Origin of the sequence: Legionella septentrionalis (genome assembly GCF_003989745.1) — a bacterium.
GTDB classification, from domain to species: Bacteria; Pseudomonadota; Gammaproteobacteria; order Legionellales; family Legionellaceae; genus Legionella_A; species Legionella_A septentrionalis.
In genome coordinates, this window is the sequence record NZ_RZGS01000018.1 from 17,455 (window position 1) to 35,356 (window position 17,902).

Genomic DNA, 17,902 nt, shown 5'->3' on the forward strand with positions numbered 1-17,902 from the left:
GTTCAGCATAGCAAAAACCACCTCGAAAGGTGGTTTTGCTGTGACCGAAAGAACTATAAAGAACTATAAAATTCATTCGGCCTACATTATGACTATAGAAAGTAAATGAGTGATTGTCAAAAAAATAAACAAAAAAATTTGCACGGACTATACTTTAGCATAAGTATGGTATAGGGAAGATAGATACAGGGAAAGATGAGCAAGCAAAAAGGAGAATATGACTGCATCATTATTGGCGGTGGTCCTGGAGGACTTACTGCGGCTATTTATTTGGCACGATTCAGGCGCAAAGTAGTGATTTATGATGCAAATCAAAGCCGCGCTCTGCGCATTCCGGTTTCTCACAACTATCCGGCTTTCCCGAAAGGTATTGCGGGCGAAGAATTATTGCGACGACTTAAAAAACAATTAAGCGTGTATGAAGTTCCCATCATTTATGAGCCAGTACAGGAATTGAAGCAATTGGATGCAGAAAAATTCTACATAGCCAGTGAAACCAGTACGCAAACGGCAAGACATATCATTTTGGCAACAGGGGTAGAAGATGTAGAACCTAATTTACCGAATGTCACAAATGCCGTGCAGTGTGGCCTTATTCGCCATTGCCCTATTTGTGATGGTTTTGAAGTGATCGATAAGGACATCGCTGTTTTAGGAAGAGGAGCCATGGGTCTTGGCGAGGCTCTTTTTATAAGAGTCTATAGCCCGCATATTACCTTGATTACCATGGGGGAATCACCTGCATGGAGCAGGGCGGAGTTACAAAAAATCACGCAAGCAGGATTAAAAATCATTACAGAAGATATCGTGGAAATTAATTTATCAGATTGCACTCATGTTACGTTCAAAAACGGGCAAACCTTGCGGTTTGATTGTATTTATTCGGCACTCGGGTCAGTTAAGAATAATAAACTGGTGCAACACATGGAGGTGAAGCAAAAAGATGGTTGCCTTATCGTGGATAAACATCAGCAAACTTCGCTCAAAGGTTTATATGCCGTCGGCGATATTGTTTCCAGCTTAAATCAAGTCTGTGTTGCGCAAGGGCAAGCCGCCATTGCAGCAACGGCTATTCATAATCATTGTAGAGTTTTAAAATAAAGCAGCAGTAGGCGGCTTTTAATGGCTTTGTATTTCTGCTGCCAGTTCCTTGTTCATCAATTTCAGCAGCAATGAGCTGATTTCATGAATTTTTTCTTCATTACCCGTGCTATCCAATGCAAATTTTAGACGGGTTGGCCCTTCCAATTGATAGCGTTTGGCGTGAACTTGAATCAGATTAATTAAAGTAGCGGGATCAATATTTGGAGCTTCATTGAAATCAATTTTTCCATTTTGCCCTGCCAAACTGATGCGTGCTATGCCAAGCTTTGCAGCCAGCAATTTCAGCTCAGTAACCAACAACAAGTGTTTAACCGGTTGTGGTAATAAACCGAAACGGTCAATCATTTCAATCTGCAAGTCGCGCAATTGTTGTTTGTTTTTCGCATTAGCAATGCGTTTATACATGATTAGGCGGGTATGAATATCTCCAATATAATCTTCAGGAATAATAGCGCTTATCTTAAGTTCGATTTCAGGCCCTTGCTGCATGGGGGCGGCCAACTCTGGGGTTTTGCCCGCTTTCAAGTCGCTGACGGCTCTATCCAGCATTTCCATAAATAAATTGAAGCCAATAGCTTGCATATTACCACTTTGTTCTTCCCCTAATAATTCTCCTGCACCCCGAATTTCCAAATCATGGGTGGCGAGAGTAAATCCTGCTCCCAAATCTTCCAGGGAGACAATGGCTTCCAGCCGTTTAACGGCATCTGTAGTTAGTAATTTTTTATCAGGGGTTAAGAGATAGGCATAAGCCTGGTGGTGCGAGCGCCCTACACGACCGCGTAACTGATGGAGTTGCGCCAAGCCAAATTTATCGGCTCTATCAATGATAATTGTATTTGCAGTAGGGATATCGATGCCTGTTTCAATGATTGTAGTGCAGACAAGAACATTAAAGCGGCGGTGATAAAAATCAGACATAATACGCTCGAGTTCGCGCTCGCGCATTTGTCCGTGTGCTATTTGCACTTTCGCTTCGGGAACCAGTGCTTCGAGTTCCTGGGCGATGCGAGCGATGGTTTGCACATTATTATGTAAGAAAAATACTTGCCCGCCACGCAGAATTTCACGCAGCATAGCTTCCCTCAGCACCACGTCATTCCTTTCTTGCCAAAAGGTTTTAATGGCCAACCGTTTGGCAGGGGGAGTGGAGATTAAAGAGACATCGCGAATGCCTGCCATCGCCATATTCAAGGTACGAGGGATAGGGGTTGCCGTCATGGAAAGAATATCCACGTGTGTGCGCAAAGATTTGATGTACTCCTTTTGCTTCACCCCGAAGCGATGTTCTTCATCAATAATTAACAGACCCAAGTTCTTAAATTCTATGTTTTTTTGAAAAAGCTTATGCGTGCCGATGACAATATCCACATTGCCATTTTTTAAGGATGCAATTACTTTTTCAGATTCTTTAGCGCTGCGGAAACGAGACAGCAATTCAATTTGCACTGGGAAGTCAGCAAAACGATCCCTGAAGGTTTCAAAATGTTGCCCAGCCAACAAAGTTGTAGGTGCCAGCACACAAACTTGTTTGCCATCTTGCGCTGCAATGAAAGCAGCACGCATGGCAACTTCCGTTTTTCCAAAACCCACATCGCCGCAAATCAATCTGTCCATGGGGCGTGCAGAGCGCATGTCTTCAATGATTTGATTGATGGTTTGTATTTGATCTGGAGTTTCAATAAAAGGAAAACCGCTGACAAAACGTTGGTAATCCACGGCATCCAATTGATAGGCATGTCCGGGTTTTGCTTCCCGCTTGGCATAAATATCCAGTAATTCAATGGCGACGTCATGAATTTTTTCCGCGGCTTTTTTCTTTTCTTTCTGCCATTGATCGCTGCCTAACCGGTGTAAAGGCGCATGTTCACTGTCTGCACCGGTATAACGGCTAATCAGATTCAAGGAAGTTACGGGAACATAAATTTTATCATCGCCTGCATAGGTTAAAACCAGAAACTCGCTCACTTCTCCCTGGCTTTCTAAAGTTTGCAATCCCTGATAGCGTCCCACTCCGAATTGCAAATGCACAACCGGCGCTCCAAGGCGTAATTCTGCCAAGTCACGGATGATTAAGTCCGGGTCGATACTTTTTTGGCTGCTTCGCCTTTGCGGGATACTTTGCTCTCCGAAGAGTTGGGCTTCAACAATAATGGAAAGGGCTTGTTCTAAAAGCTCGGCTCCCTGGATAAGCGGCCCCGTGACAATATTGATTTTTGCATCGTCTTTTAAGAAAGCAGACCAAGAAGGCTGGATTTTTGGAAATAAATTGCTTTGTTTTAGCAAATCCAGCAAAACTTCGCGGCGGCCGGCACTTTCAACCACCAAAAGATAACGCCGTGCATTATCTGCTAAAAAGTCGCAAAGGCGCGAAAGTGGTTGTTCCAAATGGCGTTCGATAGGCAAAGCAGGGGGATTGCCTACGTTAAAATTAACGATACGTCCTTTGCGCTCAATGGGGGAATGATAAACTCTTAATTGTGTATATTGGTTGGCGAATGTAAGCAGTTCCGTTGGCGTTAAGAATCCTCTGGAAGGTTTGAGAATCGGCCGGGTTATATCATAACTGCGTTGCTCATAGCGAGTTTGCACTTCGTGCCAGAATTGTTCAGCTCTCTCTGGAGTATTTTCAATTAAACAGACAGTGGCGTCTTTAGGCAGATAATCAAAAAAAGTTGCCGTGTGTTCAAAAAAAAGAGGTAGATAATACTCGATTCCATTGGGGAATTGTCCTTCGCTAATGGCTTCATAGACAGGACATTGACTGGGATTGCCTGTAAATTGCTCGCGGAAAGCTCGCCGGAAAAAGGTAATGCTTTGTTCATTTAGGGGGAATTCCCGCGCAGGCAAAACATGGATGTGGGTGATCTTGTCAATAGTACGTTGATTCTCAGGATCAAAGCGGCGCAAACTTTCTATTTCATCGTCAAATAGTTCGATACGAAAAGGCAGGGGGCTTCCCATCGGGTAAAGATCGATAATAGCGCCGCGGATTGCAAATTCGCCATGTTCCAGTACCTTATTGACGCAATGATAGCCAGCTTGTTGCAGTTGCTGTCGGAAATGTTCTATGTTCAGCGTTTGTCCTTCTTGCAATACTAAAACATATTGGTGCAAGAATTCAGGAGGGCATAAACGGTGCATCAAGGTGCTTGCTGCACTAATTACAATGGCATCGGTTGTTTGTTGCAAACGACTTAACGTAAAAAGACGCTCTGAAATGATATCCTGATGAGGAGAAAACTGATCGTAAGGTAGGGTTTCCCAGTCTGGAAAAATGAGTATTTCTTGTTGATTTTCATTTTCTCCCAGAAAAAAACGCAGTTCGGCTTCCATTTGTCCTGCGCTTAAGTGATCAGGAGCAATTAATAATTTAATTCCTTTTTTTTGTTGGCAATATTCAGCCAAAGCCAATGTGAGGCTGCAACCATATAGCTGTCCCCAACTTTCCTTGGAGCTAATTTCTTTAGGTAAAAGGATCGGTGCAGTGGTCATATGGCTAATAAATAAGTCAAAAAAGGGGGAAATTATAGTATAAATTACCTTTTAATTAAATTAATGCAAAGAGATTACGAAATACGAGTCAATTGCGGTGACCGCTCTGCATGAGAATTGTCTTGCCCACAAAACGGTTGTTTATTTAACCTCTAAATATCAACTCACTTGATTGTACCCAAATTTAGAGTGCAGTCTGCCTGTAGGTTTGGGACTTTAAAGCGTGAACATATATACCGTTATAATTACAAAAAAAACACAGCGAGATTTACAAAAAATACCCCAATTCATATTGCACTTAAGTTAGCAGCTTGGATTGCCTCGATTGCTCATGATGGTTTGTTTGCCCCCGGATTTCATGATGAGCCTTTAAAAAGCAATCGTTTAGGACAACGCCCTATACCTTTTAAACAATTCTCAACGTGAGAGTGTATGGAGATTATTTCCATTGGAAGAATTCTTATCTTTCTCCTCCGTTTTAGATTTGAAAAAGGATGATGAAGCACTGGAACTTTGCGCTACTACATTTGTAATTTTAATAAGTTGTGCCACCCCTACATGACCCATCATTTCAGCTAATTCTTCAGGACTAATGAAGGTATATTGATCATTATTCTGTCGGCTAAACAATTTATTTAAATTTGTTTTTATCGTTGACGGTATTTCCTCATCTCTTTTTTTAAAATATTCTCGCACGAAAAGAAGCAGGGAGGTGTTTGTAACTTTATGAGAGTATAGAAAATTAGCACGCAGTAATAGCTTACTGAGGATTTGAGGATCTCCATTCAGTGCTGCAAAAAGAGCCGGTGTCCAACCATAATTATTGGCTTTATTAATATTTTGGAGGTTTTTATTTTCTAAAAGCCTATTCACGCTCTCTTGGGAATCATTGTATACAGCCCATGATAATGCTGTAGTTTTATTGTTGTCTTCTTGATTAGGATTAATTCCCTTTTCCAGCAGCAAAGAAATAAAGGATGGCTGTGAAGCGATTGCTGTAAACAATAAATTCCGACCCTTACTATCAGTTTGATGTAAATCTGCGCCGTACTTTAAAAGTATATTAACAATATTTTCATACCCTAAAAGAATAGCTGTATGTAAGGGGGTAAAGCTGTTGGCATCATATACATTCATATTGGCTCCATGGGCTCCAAGCACCGCCAAAATTTCGGGAAAATTATGAGCCGCGGCTATTGAAACTAATGTGTTTCCGTTGGATGTATTGTTTAATTCAACATATTTCGCAATACGCGCGAGTGTATTCACGTCATTGAGCAGTACAGCTAGATAGGCGATACCCAAGTTTAAATCCTGAGTAATTTTTCGATTTGCAATTTCGGGTGTAAAGATCTTATTTTTTTGAAATTCTATAAATGATTTTGTCAATTCATTCTTTTTATTATAATTGTTAGTAACAAAAACTGATGCATTACACGCCGTATAATCTACAGTATCCACGCCAAGGGTTTTAAAACCTGAAATGATTTCTTTGGCTAACAAATCAGTATTTTTTATTGAAAATTTTTTTGCAGGATAATCATTGATATTCAATAAAGTCCATCCTTCTCCTGCTTTATATGTTAAGGTTAAAGTATGATTGTAGTTTTTTAAAATAATTCCAATCACATCACCCTGAGAAAGATGTTTTATAAAGCATAAAAATATTTTATTTAAGTAATTGGTTAGTTCTGTTTCCGTATATAGTCCTGAATCATTTAAAATACGAGCAAGCCCACCATGCATAAGTATTGACTCAGATGAGGCAAACGGGGAAATTAAATGTGGTTTATCTTGAGAGATATTTTTATTAAATAATTCGGAATAAATATAAGGATTTTGATAAAGCTCCAGGCTGTCAAAAAAGGCTAGCATGTCCCAATTCAATTGGTCTGCAGACGAAAGTGAATTTTTTTTGCTTTTTAGTGCACTAATAAACTCGCTTATGCTCAATTCTTCAGAAATTACCTTATTATAAAAATTTTTTAAATATTGCATACGCGCATTAAATATGTGCTCTTCTCCACACAGGGAAGCTTCTAACCAACGTATAGAAATGCTATTACAGATTCCCTCCGGATGGGGATGCCCAAAAGCTTCGGCTAATTGAATTAATATGGTGTGCATAAACAGTACTTAACTGGTAAAATCTTAAGTATATACTTCCTTGATTAAGGTAACATTAGGAAGGAAAAAGTATAGTTTAGTATTTCATAAGGAAATTACTTGCCTTTTTTGAGGAAAATTTTAAGTTATTTTAATTGTTGGCATCACAATTTTCTTTTCAAAAAATGTCATTATTTATTGTTTTTTGCATTTGAATCCGATTTATATCGATATCAAACCACATTAGATTTTACCGCCTATTCAGCCTAAACGGGCAATTAGATAATAGTTAAACCCAACATCTATAGGTCAAATTAGTTACCATGAGGATTTTTTAGCGAAAAAAACTAACTAACTCAGTATTAGAAATTAAATAACTTAAGAAGAGTCCTGAAACCAAACCAAATAAATGTCCTTCCCAGGAAATGCCTTTTTTAGGAAAGACGCTGAAAAAAATTCCGGCGAAATAATAAGCGCTCAAAGCGCCAAGAATAATAGCCACTAATGTTCCCTGGCGAAAAATATCGCTCACCAACAAAGCCCAGTAGCCGGCGATGATGCCACTTGCCCCAACGTGCAATCCTTCTTTTCCAAATAGCCACAGCAATAATCCGCTGCAAAGTCCAATCGCCAAAGTAATCCATAAAAAATAATTTAATCCATTTATTAATAAAAAATTACTCAAAACGACTAATGGAATGGAGTTAAAAAAAAGATGATTAAAATTGACATGAAGAAAAGGTGCGAAAAAGATGCCGCGAAGACCTTTTATTCGTCTGGGAATGATACCCAGCGTCAGTATTTGCTGATTAAGACAACTGATAAAAAAAATTGACCAGAGAATCGTTAAAATAATTGCTAACGTATGAAAATTATTTTTTGTTTGGTCAATAATCAAATTCAGACTTGTATTTAATTCTTCTACCATACTTTAACTGCTTTTTTCTTTGCTTGCCTCTGCATTGATTTCATTTTTGGCTGGTGCCTTATTACTTTTTTTAGGGGGAGAAGATGCAATGCTAATCTTGCGTAAAGGAACAAACAACAAAGGATCAATATAAGTTTGATTCATTACTATTGACCAATGCAAATGAGGGCCGGTGGCACGTCCAGTCATGCCAATAGTACCTACGGCTGCACCCTGTTCTACAGTATCTCCTTTTTTTACATTCATTTTATTTAAATGAGCATATAAGGAAAAAATCCCCATACCATGGTCCACAATCACGGTATTACCCGTATAAAAATAGTCATCGGCATCCACCACCGTACCACGGGAGATGACATGCACTGGGCTATCGGCTGGCGCTGCAATATCCAGTCCAACATGAGGAGGTCGCGGCTGCTTATTATAAACCCGCTTTAAGCCGAAAAAACTGCTGATAGGGCCATTGGCCGGGGCTTTAAATTCTTGTGCAAATGGATTTGCCAAACTGTAATGAGAAAAAATTTCCGCCAGTTTTTTATTTTCTTCATCAATGCGTTTTTGATCCTCTGGCAATGGTTCAACTTTCCGTTTGTCTTCAATGGTTAAATATTGTGTTTTATAAAACTTATCACTGATGTAAAAGGGAATTTTGGCGGAGTGGGGTTTTTGCATTTCCAATTCGCGGACTGATTGAGTATTTTCAAGCGGCAAACCTACGATTAAAAGCCATTGATTTGGGTTAGGGCTTTTGGCCACCGCAATGCGGTGCTTATCGAAAAATACTTCCGGCTTTTCTGCAGCATCAATAGGGATAATGGTTAGGCCGCCGTTGACGGCATGATTTTCAGGAAGCGAGCTTGCGTTACTTATCGGTATCCAGGTTAAACAGAAAAAAGCGAGTAGTTTAGTTAAAAAGCGATATCCAAAATTCATTTTACTCTCCTGTCCGCGCTTAAGATTTAAGGCTATTTTCTTGTCTATGGCTTATTTATCAATTACCTTGCCGATGAGTTTACCTCTAGCCAGTTGGATATGGATGATGTCGTCTAAGTTTACTTGCTCGCAAGCAAAGAGAATCTGTTGTTTATGCGTCACAATGGCATAGCCTCTATCGAGTGTAGCTAAAGGACTTACCGCATGCAATGTAGCTAGTTTTTTAATAAATTGCTGTTTCAATTGCTGAAATAAAAATTCCGTTTGTTTAATTAGTTTATTTTCAAGCTGTTGCACTCGCGCCCGCATTTCGTGTACCAAGATCACTGGGTTTTGTGCGTGCAAATGTTTAAGCGCAATATTCACGCGGTGTTTTTGCACTCCTAAATATTGCTGTATGTGATACCCGAGGCAATTTTTTAAATAGTCCAAAGATTGCCAGTGGCTAATAATCAATTTGCCCGGCGATGAAATTTTATGGATGGCATGATTAACCAACAAGCGCTTATATTGGAGCAAACGGACGATCGCTGCAATAAGGCGTGCTTGCAAGGTTTCCAGGCGCACAATTATATCCAGTAGGTTTGGGGTAACAGCTTCCGCTGCGGCCGTAGGGGTAGCCGCCCGTAAATCCGCTACAAAATCAGCTATAGTAAAATCAGTTTCATGACCAACGCCTGAGACAATGGGTATTTGGCTGCTGGCAATTGCATGAGCTAAACTTTCTTCATTAAATGCCCATAAGTCTTCGAGACTGCCGCCGCCTCGAGCCAAAATAAGTACATCACAACGCGCATGCGCATTGGCTTTTTGCAAAGCCGCAATCAACTGCGGCGCTGCGTGCTTCCCTTGCACTTCGCTCGCATACACCACGATGGGTGTAATTGGAAAACGCCGCGCCAGAGTAGTTAAAATATCATGCAAGGCTGCTCCAGTTGCTGAAGTTACCACCCCGATGCATTGTGGAAATTTTGGAATGATTTTCTTGCGTGCAGGATCAAACAAGCCTAGAGCAGCCAGTTTGGTTTTCAATAGTTCAAATTGCCGGTATAAATTTCCTTGTCCGGCTTCGTTTAACTGCTCCACAATAAGTTGGAAATCACCGCGAGCTTCGTAGAGGCTCAATTTTCCTGCGGCAATGACTTGTTGGCCATTTTGCAATGCGTTAAATCCATTACCATGCCGATTGCGGAAATAAACGCAACGCAGTTGTGCATGCGTGTCTTTTAATGTGAAGTAAAAATGCCCAGAAGAAGGTTTGCTTAAGTTTGAAATTTCCCCTTCGACCCAGATTTCACCCACGTCGTATTCGAGCAGCTGACGTACGTGCTGATTCAATTGGCTCACACTGAGCACTGTACTGGATGTTGACATAGGCAATAAAGTTCAGTTTTTGATTTAAGGCTGTGCTAGCAATTCTATTTGAATTTAGGCAAAATAGCTGGGCATTTTGCAATATACCTCAGAATTAAAATGTTGTAACTAAAACATTTAGTCAGAGCGGTATTACATTATTTATGGAAAGACTAAGGGGAACTGTTTATGAAAATGAAACTGGTCGCTGCTGCCATGGGTTTAGCCATGTCCACGACAATGGCTGCAACCACTGCTCCTTCGCTGAATAGCGACGTAGACAAATTGTCATATAGTATAGGAATTGACTTGGGTAAAAATTTTAAACGGCAGGGGATTGATATAAATCCTGAGGCTCTGACTAAAGGTTTGCAAGATGGAATCAATGACGCTCCGTCTTTGTTGACTGAGCAGCAAATGCGGGAAGTATTAAGCAAATTTCAACACGATTTAATGGCAAAACGTACCGCCGAATTCAATAAAAAAGCTGAAGAAAATAAAGCTAAAGGCGAAGCATTTCTAAAAGAAAATAAGGCTAAAGAGGGGGTTGTTACTCTGCCAAGCGGCTTGCAATATAAAATCATTAAAGCAGGTACGGGCGATAAGCCAGGAAAAGACGATACCGTTACGGTGGAATACACCGGCCGTTTAATCAATGGTGAAGTGTTTGACAGCACAGATAAAGCGGGTAAACCAGCTACGTTTAAATTGTCGCAAGTGATTCCTGGATGGACGGAAGCATTGCAGTTAATGCCCTCCGGTTCAACCTGGGAAATCTATGTCCCTGCCGATTTGGCATATGGTCCTCGTACGGTAGGCGGTCCAATTGGTCCTAATGAAACCTTAATTTTTAAAATCCACTTATTGTCTGTTAAGAAAAGTGATGCTTAAAGAGTGAGCCGCCAGCGCTAAACTCGGATTGATCATTGGGGGACCAGATTTCTGGTCCCACTTAAAAGAAGATTGTCTCATTAACCCGCAAATACCCACATTTTATGAGCCTTCAAGCATGAACAAGCGCCTTTTGATTGTTTTTATCTTGGGCTTTTCTTCAGGACTCCCTTTGTCGCTACTCAGCAGCACATTGCAAGCTTGGTTTGCTGAAGTTGGGATGTCTGTTTTAGCCACAGGTACATTAAGTTTGTTGGGGTTGCCTTATTTATACCGAACCATTTGGGGCCCTTTTTTAGATAAGTACTCGATTTTACCCATGGGTAAAAGACGCAGTTGGATACTTACAACACAACTCTTGCTGTTATTTGGATTTAATATAATGGCTTGGTTTTCACCAGATAGCACGCCCATGATGCTAGGTGTCCTGGCCTTTGTCCTGGCATGTGTCGGCGCTACGCAGGATATGGCTATTGAAGCGCATCGTACGGAATATTTGCCGCCTCCTGAACAAGGATTGGGTGCCTCGGTAGCGGTCTTAGGTTTTCGCTTGGCATTGCTGCTTTCCGGAGGGTTGGCCTTGGTAATGGCACAGCAATTGGGTTGGGCTAGCACGTATCGCATTATGGGTTTTCTGATGTTGATCGGCGTGATTGCCACAATTTATAGCCCGGAGCCTTCATTAGACTATCATGCCCAAGACATGCGATTTGGCGGTTTGGCGGCGCCAATTAAAGAATTAATGACGCGCAAAAATATTATCCCTTTATTGTTTTTCATTTTTTTTTACAAATTAGGGGAAGCGTTTACTGCGACAACGAGTGGGATCGTCATGCCTTTCTTAATTCAGGGAATTGGGTTTTCCTTAGATTGGATCGGATACATTAATAAGATTTGCGGGATTGGCGCTATCGTGTTAGGCGGTTTGATTGCCGGTGTGCTACTCATGCGCTGGTCTCTTTATCGCGCATTGCTGGTTTTTGGATTATTACAGGCATTGACGAATATTTTATTTGTAGCTTTGGCCATCGTAGGAAAAAATCTTGTACTGTTCGCCGTTGCCGTCTTTTTTGATAACTTTGCAGCAGGCATGGGTTCTACTGCATTGGTAGCACTATTGATGCGCATTGTGGACAGACGTTTCACGGCGACGCAATTTTCGCTTCTGGCTTCCTTGTCCGCATTGCCGCGCATTATTTCGGGTCCATTTGCAGCCGGTTTGCAATCCATGTTTGGTTGGATCGGTTTATATCAACTCTCTGTGGTATTTGCATTAGGCTTTTTGCCATTCTTGCTTTTGATTAGGGATTTTACAAATTCAACGGAAGGGATTAAAGAGGCAGACACTTTGCCAGAATTGGACAAAATTTAACCTATAATTTAAGACAGAAGGGACACAATCCATCACCAGGGGCATTGACCATAAGGCGGCAAGAGTATGAATGAATTACAGCGTTTGCAGCGACATCTCGAAGAAGAAATGCAAGCGAGGAGACAAGTTGAAGAAATTTGCGAAAAAAAACTTTCAGAACTCTACCAATTAAAGCAGCAACTTGAAGAAACGCTCTCAGCACAATATAAAATCAACCAAACATTAAATGAACGTATTTTGGAATTAGAGAGTACGTCAACCCAACCTGTAGACGAGCGTTACGCTAAGGGTACTCTACAAAATATTTTAGAAAGTTCTATTGAATATTCCATCATCGCCATCGATTTGGATTGGCTTATTTTAGTATGGAATGAGGGAGCCAGGCGTAATTATGGCTATACTGCTGATGAAATGGTGAAGAAGCAAACCATAAATATTTTGCATACACCCGAAGATATTGCATCAGGTGCAGTTAAAACTTTATTCGATACGGCTTATCAAAATGGCAAAGCCGAAGGCGTGTTTGAGCGCGTTCGCAAAAACGGTACGCGATTTACCGCTTCGGTTACCGTAAGCGTACGTCGTGACGATGAAGGTAAGCCCATTGGTTACGTCATCATTTCAAAAGACATCACAGAAAAACAGCGCACGGAAGAAAAATTGTTAAAAACCAATCAAGAGCTGGAGCAATTTGCTTATGTGGCTTCTCATGATTTGAAAGCGCCTTTGCGTGCGATTGACCGTTTAGCCACCTGGATTGAAGAAGATAATAGAGAACGTTTGGATGATGCTTCCAAAGAAAATCTCCTTTTGTTACGGCAAAGGATTAACCGCATGTCCAATTTAATTGATGGGATTTTACAATATTCAAGAGCAGGTCGCGTGGATTTGGATATCCACGTGGTGAATACGAAAGAATTATTAGATGAAATCATTGATTTATTAGATCCGGATAAAAAATTCAAAATAACTTACTCCGAACATTTGCCTACATTCCGGGCTGCAAAAGTTCCCTTAAGCCAGGTTTTTTCCAATTTAATAGCCAATAGCCTTAAACATCACAAGCGCAAGCATGGAGTGATCAGTGTTGATGTCAGAGATTGGGGTCGGTTTTATGAGTTTTTTGTCACCGACGATGGTCCCGGTATAGAAGCTGAATATTTTGATAAAATCTTCATGATCTTTCAAACTTTGCGTTCCAGGGATGAATTGGAAGCTACCGGGATTGGTTTGAGCATTGTAAAAAAAATAGTGGAATCACAAGGTGGGATGGTTTCAGTGGCTTCTATAGTTGGAGAGGGTACCACTTTCTCCTTTACATGGCCTAAATATCCAGAGGCTTAAATTTATTCCGGTTTGTGCGCAAAATCGAGCAGGGTCCAGTAAAGATTAAAAAAAGAAATCGCTTGGGTAAAATCTGAAAATTGCAATGGTTTAACGATATAACCGGCAATATCCAGCTTGTAAGCGGCCATTTTGTCCCTTTCGGCATTAGACGAGGTTAATATGAATACATGAAGGGAATTAAGATCCGGATTGCTGCGCATTTTTTTTAGAAATTCAATGCCGTTCATTTTCGGCATGTTGATGTCAAGCAAGATGATTTGTGGCGTAGGGAACAGTTTTTGCTCGCCATTTAGCCCTAATAACATATTTAAAGCTTCCACACCATTACGGGCAATATGCAGCGGATTTGAGATTTTATTTTTCCTAAATGTTCTTTGAATATCTTGAATATCCACTTCATCGTCTTCTACCAACAAGATATGTACTGCCATGTCAAATAAGGTCATCCTAACCTCTCGCTATGAAAGTTACTCAAAGCCACGCATTTATTCTAGTATGTTATACTTTAGAAAAGCAGTTAATTAAAGAATACTGCAAAAAATTAAAAATTTTCCCCTTCATGTAGAGTGCCTAAGGATAGAATATTAATCAATGTTCGCTTTATGCACTAGTAGGCGTGCCGCAAGGAGAGTTGATTATGGGAGTTACAGAACGCGACATTGATATTTTGTATGTGGAAGATGACGAAGTGGATATCAAAAACATGCAACGGGAATTTAAAAAGGTAAATGATTTATTGCAAATTGTGGTAGCTAGGAGTGGAGGCCAAGCGTTGGACATGCTTTATGGCCGTAATGAAGAAAGCAAAATACATCCCAAAATTATTCTTCTCGACATTAACATGCCTAAAATGAGCGGCATTGAATTTTTGCAAACCCTGCGTTCGAATCCAGATTTTACCGACATTGACGTGTTTATTTTAACGGGTTCGTTTGGCACAGAAGATAAGTTGGCAATGGAGGGTATGAACGTAAGAGGCCATATTATCAAACCCTTACAATATGGCGATGCTTTGAATGTATTCTGGACCTTACAAACCTGATGTTTGTCCAGACACATTAAAATCTTGGTACCGAGGGTGGGACTCGAACCCACACGGTGTCACCACCACCGGATTTTGAATCCGGCGCGTCTACCAATTCCGCCACCCCGGCACAGGCGCCCATTATAGCAAAGAACATTATAGACACAATGGGTTGCGGTAAATATTTTATATTTCCTATAAAATAAAAACCTTATTTTATGCAATTATGCAAGATTATGAAAAAAACACTTATTTTACTAGCTGCTCTGTGCTCATTAACTCCATTATCAAGCGTCGCAACCATATGTCCTGATCCTAACCACAGTTCATTGCAATGGGGGGAAGTGCCTCTGCCTTGGGAAGTTAATCCATTTTCCGAACATCAGCCGCAGGGGGAGGAAAACGCACATTTTATCCGAGCGAATATTTTACTGGCAGGAAGCGGGCGCGGCATAGTTTGTACTTATGCTATTTCCATTGGTTATTATTCCATCTGGTGGCAAGTTCCTGTAAAAATCCCTGCACCTGCAGAAAATAATTGGCGCCGCAGCACAGCCGGCTATGAATGCACCCATTCAATTGTGGGGTGTGTCTTCTATCCCGCTTGATAATTTTATCCCGCCTTTATGGTTGATGCCTGTACTATACTGCATATAAGGTATTTTCGTGTTTCCCGAGCAGGAAATGGATTTCCTCTGTGCTGGGAATTTCCATGAGTACGGGGGAAAAATGGATCAAAATCACTTTCGCATTGTCATCATTCAGGGTGATGAGGTCACCCAAAGGGACATGGCTGATATTTTGGGTAAAAACAAAGCGAAAGTTGCAGATTTTGATAAAAATTTCCCCTCATTGCAAATTGAAAAATTATCTACCCTGAAGCAAGGCCTTAAGAAAATACAATCGGCTACCCAGGAAAAGAAAGGGTATTCTCTGGTTTTTATTGATATTAGTGACTCGCGAGTCATTAAAGGCTTGGATGTTATTCGGCAAATGTTAACTGCGGATGATACGCTGCAAGTCATTCTTTTCATACAAGATCCCGCGAAGAATGGGAACAGGGTACGACACGATTTAAACTTGTATGATAATTTGCTGATTCTGCAAAAATCAGTGGATGCTTTTTCTATCCAAGAGCTCGCGCGCACATTAATTAAAAAATGGTTGCTCTTGCAACAAGCTGAGCGTTATTTTTCTGTTCTGACCGAGCAAGCGAGCGAGATTAACCCGAATGGATCCCTATCGCTATTAAAAGCAACGTTTGAATCCACGGCAGAAGGAATTTTAGTAGTCGACCTACACGGGAAAATCTTAATTTATAACACAAGTTTTTTGAAAATTTGGAAAATTCCTGAAGCCATCAATAAAAATGAGCAAGAAATTTGCCAGTATATTCTGCAATGCCTGAATGACCCAGGAACGTATTTATATCAAATGCAACAATTAAGGAAACATATTACAGAGTCGTTTCGCCAAATTGTGCGCTGTAAAAATGGGGCAATTATTGAGTGTCGCTCACAACCGTATCAAACAGAAGGGAAAATAGTAGGGCGTGTATGGATTTTTCATGATATTACCGAGCGCACGCATTTAGAACAAAAATTGAAATTTCGTGCTACTCATGATTATTTAACCGGTTTGCCGAACCGTATCCTCCTTTTTGATCGCATCGAGCAAAGCATCATAGCGGCAAAACGCGATAGAGGTTCTTTTGCTATTTTGTTTTTTGATTTGGATCGGTTCAAATTAATCAACGATAGCTTGTCGCATGAATTTGGCGATTTATTACTTCATGCTGTGGCGAAGCGATTGGGTTTACTGGTGCGGGCCAGCGATACGCTGGCCCGCTTTGGCGGCGATGAATTTGTAATGATTGTTTCCGCATTGAATAAACCTGAAGACATCGTGAATATCGCCCATAAAATTTTAGTTTCCTTCCAGAAACCTTTCCGCATAAAAAATAAAACCGTTCATTTAAATGCAAGTATTGGCATAGCTCTTTATCCAGAAGACGGCAAGACTGCGAAACAATTGTTACGCAATGCAGATTTGGCCATGTATTATGCCAAGGAGAGAGGTGGAGACCAATTTCGTTTCTATATTAATGCGCTTAATAAACAAAGTATGAAGCGCTTAAGCCAGAAAGAAGAATTACAGCGTGCTATTGAGAATAATGAATTTTTCTTATTATTTCAGCCGCAGCTACACCCGGATAAGCCTGATATTTTATCAGCAGAGGCATTGATTCGCTGGGCGCACCCCCAGAAAGGGGTAATATTACCACTTGATTTTATCCCTGTTGCAGAATCAACCGGCTTAATTATACCACTGGGTGAATGGGTGATAGCAGCAGCTTGCAAGCAGTTTCAAGACTGGAAAGCAATGAGCCTGCCGCCCATCCGTATTGCCATCAATGTAGCCATGCAACAATTAAGGCAGTTTGATTTTGCCAAACAGTTGGGGCGTATTTTACGTAAATACAGAGTCCCGCCGCAATTTATCGATGTTGAAATCACTGAAAATTTAATTTTAAGTCACCGCGAAGTATTGCATATGATCAATGAATTAAAAGAGTTAAAAGTGCGCATTGTTGTAGATGATTTTGGCACAGAACGCTCAAGTTTAAATTATTTAAAAACTTTACAGATTGATGGCTTGAAAATCGATCCTTCTTTTATAAAAAATATTTCTTTAGATGAAAATGATGAAATCGTTATTAAAGCCATCATCAGCATGGCAAAAAATTTAAATTTCGATGTGATGGCTGAAGGAGTGGAAACCCAAAAACAAATTAATTTCTTAAAAGAACACCAATGCGATGTCATTCAAGGCTATCATTTCAGTAAGCCTATTTCTGGAGAAACGGCAGGATTATTTTTCAAAAAAATTTATTCTGGATAGAAAGCAACGCCGATTTGATTACAACGAAGAAATTTCCAGTTATCATAAGATTTGCCTAAAAGTTACAAGGTTTTTCATGCAACGTACACTTTTTTTGATTTATGCTTTTTTACTGCTCTTGCCTTTTAGTATGCAAGCTTCCAGCGCAGATGCTTGGGCAAAACACGAAAAAGAAGTCATGAGCAAATGTGCAGCAGCTGCCCATTTAAGCAATGTAAAAGCAGTCGGAAGTATCGTCACTTATGATGATAAGGCAGGAATGGATGCACTGCTTATGCAAGGTAATTATCCACAAGCGCATATGAAAAATCAGCCAAGCCGCGTATTGTGCTTATTTGATCGACACAAGCGTGCGGCTTATATTGCGGAAGCAGATAATTTAATTAAAACTAAACGATAACCGTAACCAGGCTAGGTAAGTAAGCTGGGCCGCAAGACCCAGCAGTAA

At 40.5% G+C, this 17,902-nt stretch carries 14 protein-coding genes and 1 tRNA gene; 8 read left to right on the forward strand and 7 right to left on the reverse strand.

The window, feature by feature from the left end; genetic code table 11:
• The first annotated feature begins 195 nt into the window (after window positions 1-195).
• The gene (locus ELY11_RS07280; protein WP_126954149.1) at window positions 196-1,101 is read left to right on the forward strand and encodes an NAD(P)/FAD-dependent oxidoreductase; all 906 of its coding nucleotides are present in this window, start codon (window positions 196-198) and stop codon (window positions 1,099-1,101) included.
• Window positions 1,102-1,119: 18 nt separating this feature from the next.
• On the opposite strand, the gene mfd is transcribed toward ELY11_RS07280, so the two are convergent.
• The 5 genes from mfd to xseA all read right to left on the reverse strand — a co-directional run bounded on the left by mfd (window position 1,120) and on the right by xseA (window position 9,940).
• Window positions 1,120-4,599, reverse strand: coding sequence for a transcription-repair coupling factor (gene mfd / locus ELY11_RS07285; RefSeq protein ID WP_127032841.1), 3,480 nt, complete (start codon window positions 4,597-4,599; stop codon window positions 1,120-1,122).
• Between the two features lie 417 nt (window positions 4,600-5,016).
• Window positions 5,017-6,726 carry an ankyrin repeat domain-containing protein gene (locus tag ELY11_RS07290; RefSeq protein WP_127032843.1) on the reverse strand — a complete coding sequence of 570 codons (1,710 nt, stop codon included), beginning with the start codon at window positions 6,724-6,726 and terminating at the stop codon, window positions 5,017-5,019.
• Between the two features lie 313 nt (window positions 6,727-7,039).
• Window positions 7,040-7,633, reverse strand: a complete 594-nt coding sequence (locus tag ELY11_RS07295; RefSeq protein ID WP_126954146.1) for a rhomboid family intramembrane serine protease — start codon at window positions 7,631-7,633, stop codon at window positions 7,040-7,042.
• Between the two features lie 3 nt (window positions 7,634-7,636).
• Window positions 7,637-8,566: a M23 family metallopeptidase gene (locus ELY11_RS07300; protein ID WP_126954145.1), complete on the reverse strand. Its 930-nt coding sequence runs from the start codon at window positions 8,564-8,566 to the stop codon at window positions 7,637-7,639.
• 51 nt (window positions 8,567-8,617) lie between these two features.
• Window positions 8,618-9,940 (reverse strand): exodeoxyribonuclease VII large subunit, encoded by a 1,323-nt coding sequence (gene xseA / locus ELY11_RS07305; protein ID WP_126954144.1) that lies wholly within the window; start codon window positions 9,938-9,940, stop codon window positions 8,618-8,620.
• 168 nt (window positions 9,941-10,108) lie between these two features.
• Here xseA and ELY11_RS07310 point away from each other — a divergent pair, with 168 nt between their 5' ends.
• The 3 genes from ELY11_RS07310 (at window position 10,109) to ELY11_RS07320 (ending at window position 13,526) form a co-directional block, all read left to right on the forward strand.
• Complete coding sequence (locus ELY11_RS07310) at window positions 10,109-10,810, forward strand: FKBP-type peptidyl-prolyl cis-trans isomerase N-terminal domain-containing protein (protein WP_199737717.1); 702 nt, start codon at window positions 10,109-10,111, stop codon at window positions 10,808-10,810.
• Window positions 10,811-10,928: 118 nt separating this feature from the next.
• Window positions 10,929-12,182 (forward strand): AmpG family muropeptide MFS transporter, encoded by a 1,254-nt coding sequence (locus tag ELY11_RS07315; protein ID WP_126954142.1) that lies wholly within the window; start codon window positions 10,929-10,931, stop codon window positions 12,180-12,182.
• 66 nt (window positions 12,183-12,248) lie between these two features.
• Window positions 12,249-13,526, forward strand: coding sequence for a sensor histidine kinase (locus ELY11_RS07320; protein ID WP_126954141.1), 1,278 nt, complete (start codon window positions 12,249-12,251; stop codon window positions 13,524-13,526).
• A gap of 2 nt (window positions 13,527-13,528) precedes the next feature.
• On the opposite strand, the gene ELY11_RS07325 is transcribed toward ELY11_RS07320, so the two are convergent.
• A complete protein-coding gene (locus tag ELY11_RS07325) occupies window positions 13,529-13,960 on the reverse strand; it encodes a response regulator (RefSeq protein ID WP_233579728.1) in 432 nt (143 codons plus the stop codon).
• A gap of 206 nt (window positions 13,961-14,166) precedes the next feature.
• Here ELY11_RS07325 and ELY11_RS07330 point away from each other — a divergent pair, with 206 nt between their 5' ends.
• Window positions 14,167-14,571 carry a response regulator gene (locus ELY11_RS07330; protein WP_126954139.1) on the forward strand — a complete coding sequence of 135 codons (405 nt, stop codon included), beginning with the start codon at window positions 14,167-14,169 and terminating at the stop codon, window positions 14,569-14,571.
• A gap of 25 nt (window positions 14,572-14,596) precedes the next feature.
• Here the strand turns inward: ELY11_RS07330 and ELY11_RS07335 are convergent.
• Window positions 14,597-14,683: transfer RNA gene (locus tag ELY11_RS07335), tRNA-Leu, on the reverse strand.
• A gap of 106 nt (window positions 14,684-14,789) precedes the next feature.
• Here ELY11_RS07335 and ELY11_RS07340 point away from each other — a divergent pair.
• The 3 genes from ELY11_RS07340 (at window position 14,790) to ELY11_RS07350 (ending at window position 17,854) form a co-directional block, all read left to right on the forward strand.
• Window positions 14,790-15,161: a DUF3757 domain-containing protein gene (locus ELY11_RS07340; RefSeq protein WP_127032845.1), complete on the forward strand. Its 372-nt coding sequence runs from the start codon at window positions 14,790-14,792 to the stop codon at window positions 15,159-15,161.
• A gap of 58 nt (window positions 15,162-15,219) precedes the next feature.
• Window positions 15,220-17,454: an EAL domain-containing protein gene (locus ELY11_RS07345; protein ID WP_127032847.1), complete on the forward strand. Its 2,235-nt coding sequence runs from the start codon at window positions 15,220-15,222 to the stop codon at window positions 17,452-17,454.
• A gap of 76 nt (window positions 17,455-17,530) precedes the next feature.
• On the forward strand, window positions 17,531-17,854 hold the full coding sequence (locus ELY11_RS07350; protein WP_199737719.1) for a hypothetical protein: 324 nt from the start codon (window positions 17,531-17,533) through the stop codon (window positions 17,852-17,854).
• The last annotated feature ends 48 nt before the right edge of the window (window positions 17,855-17,902 follow it).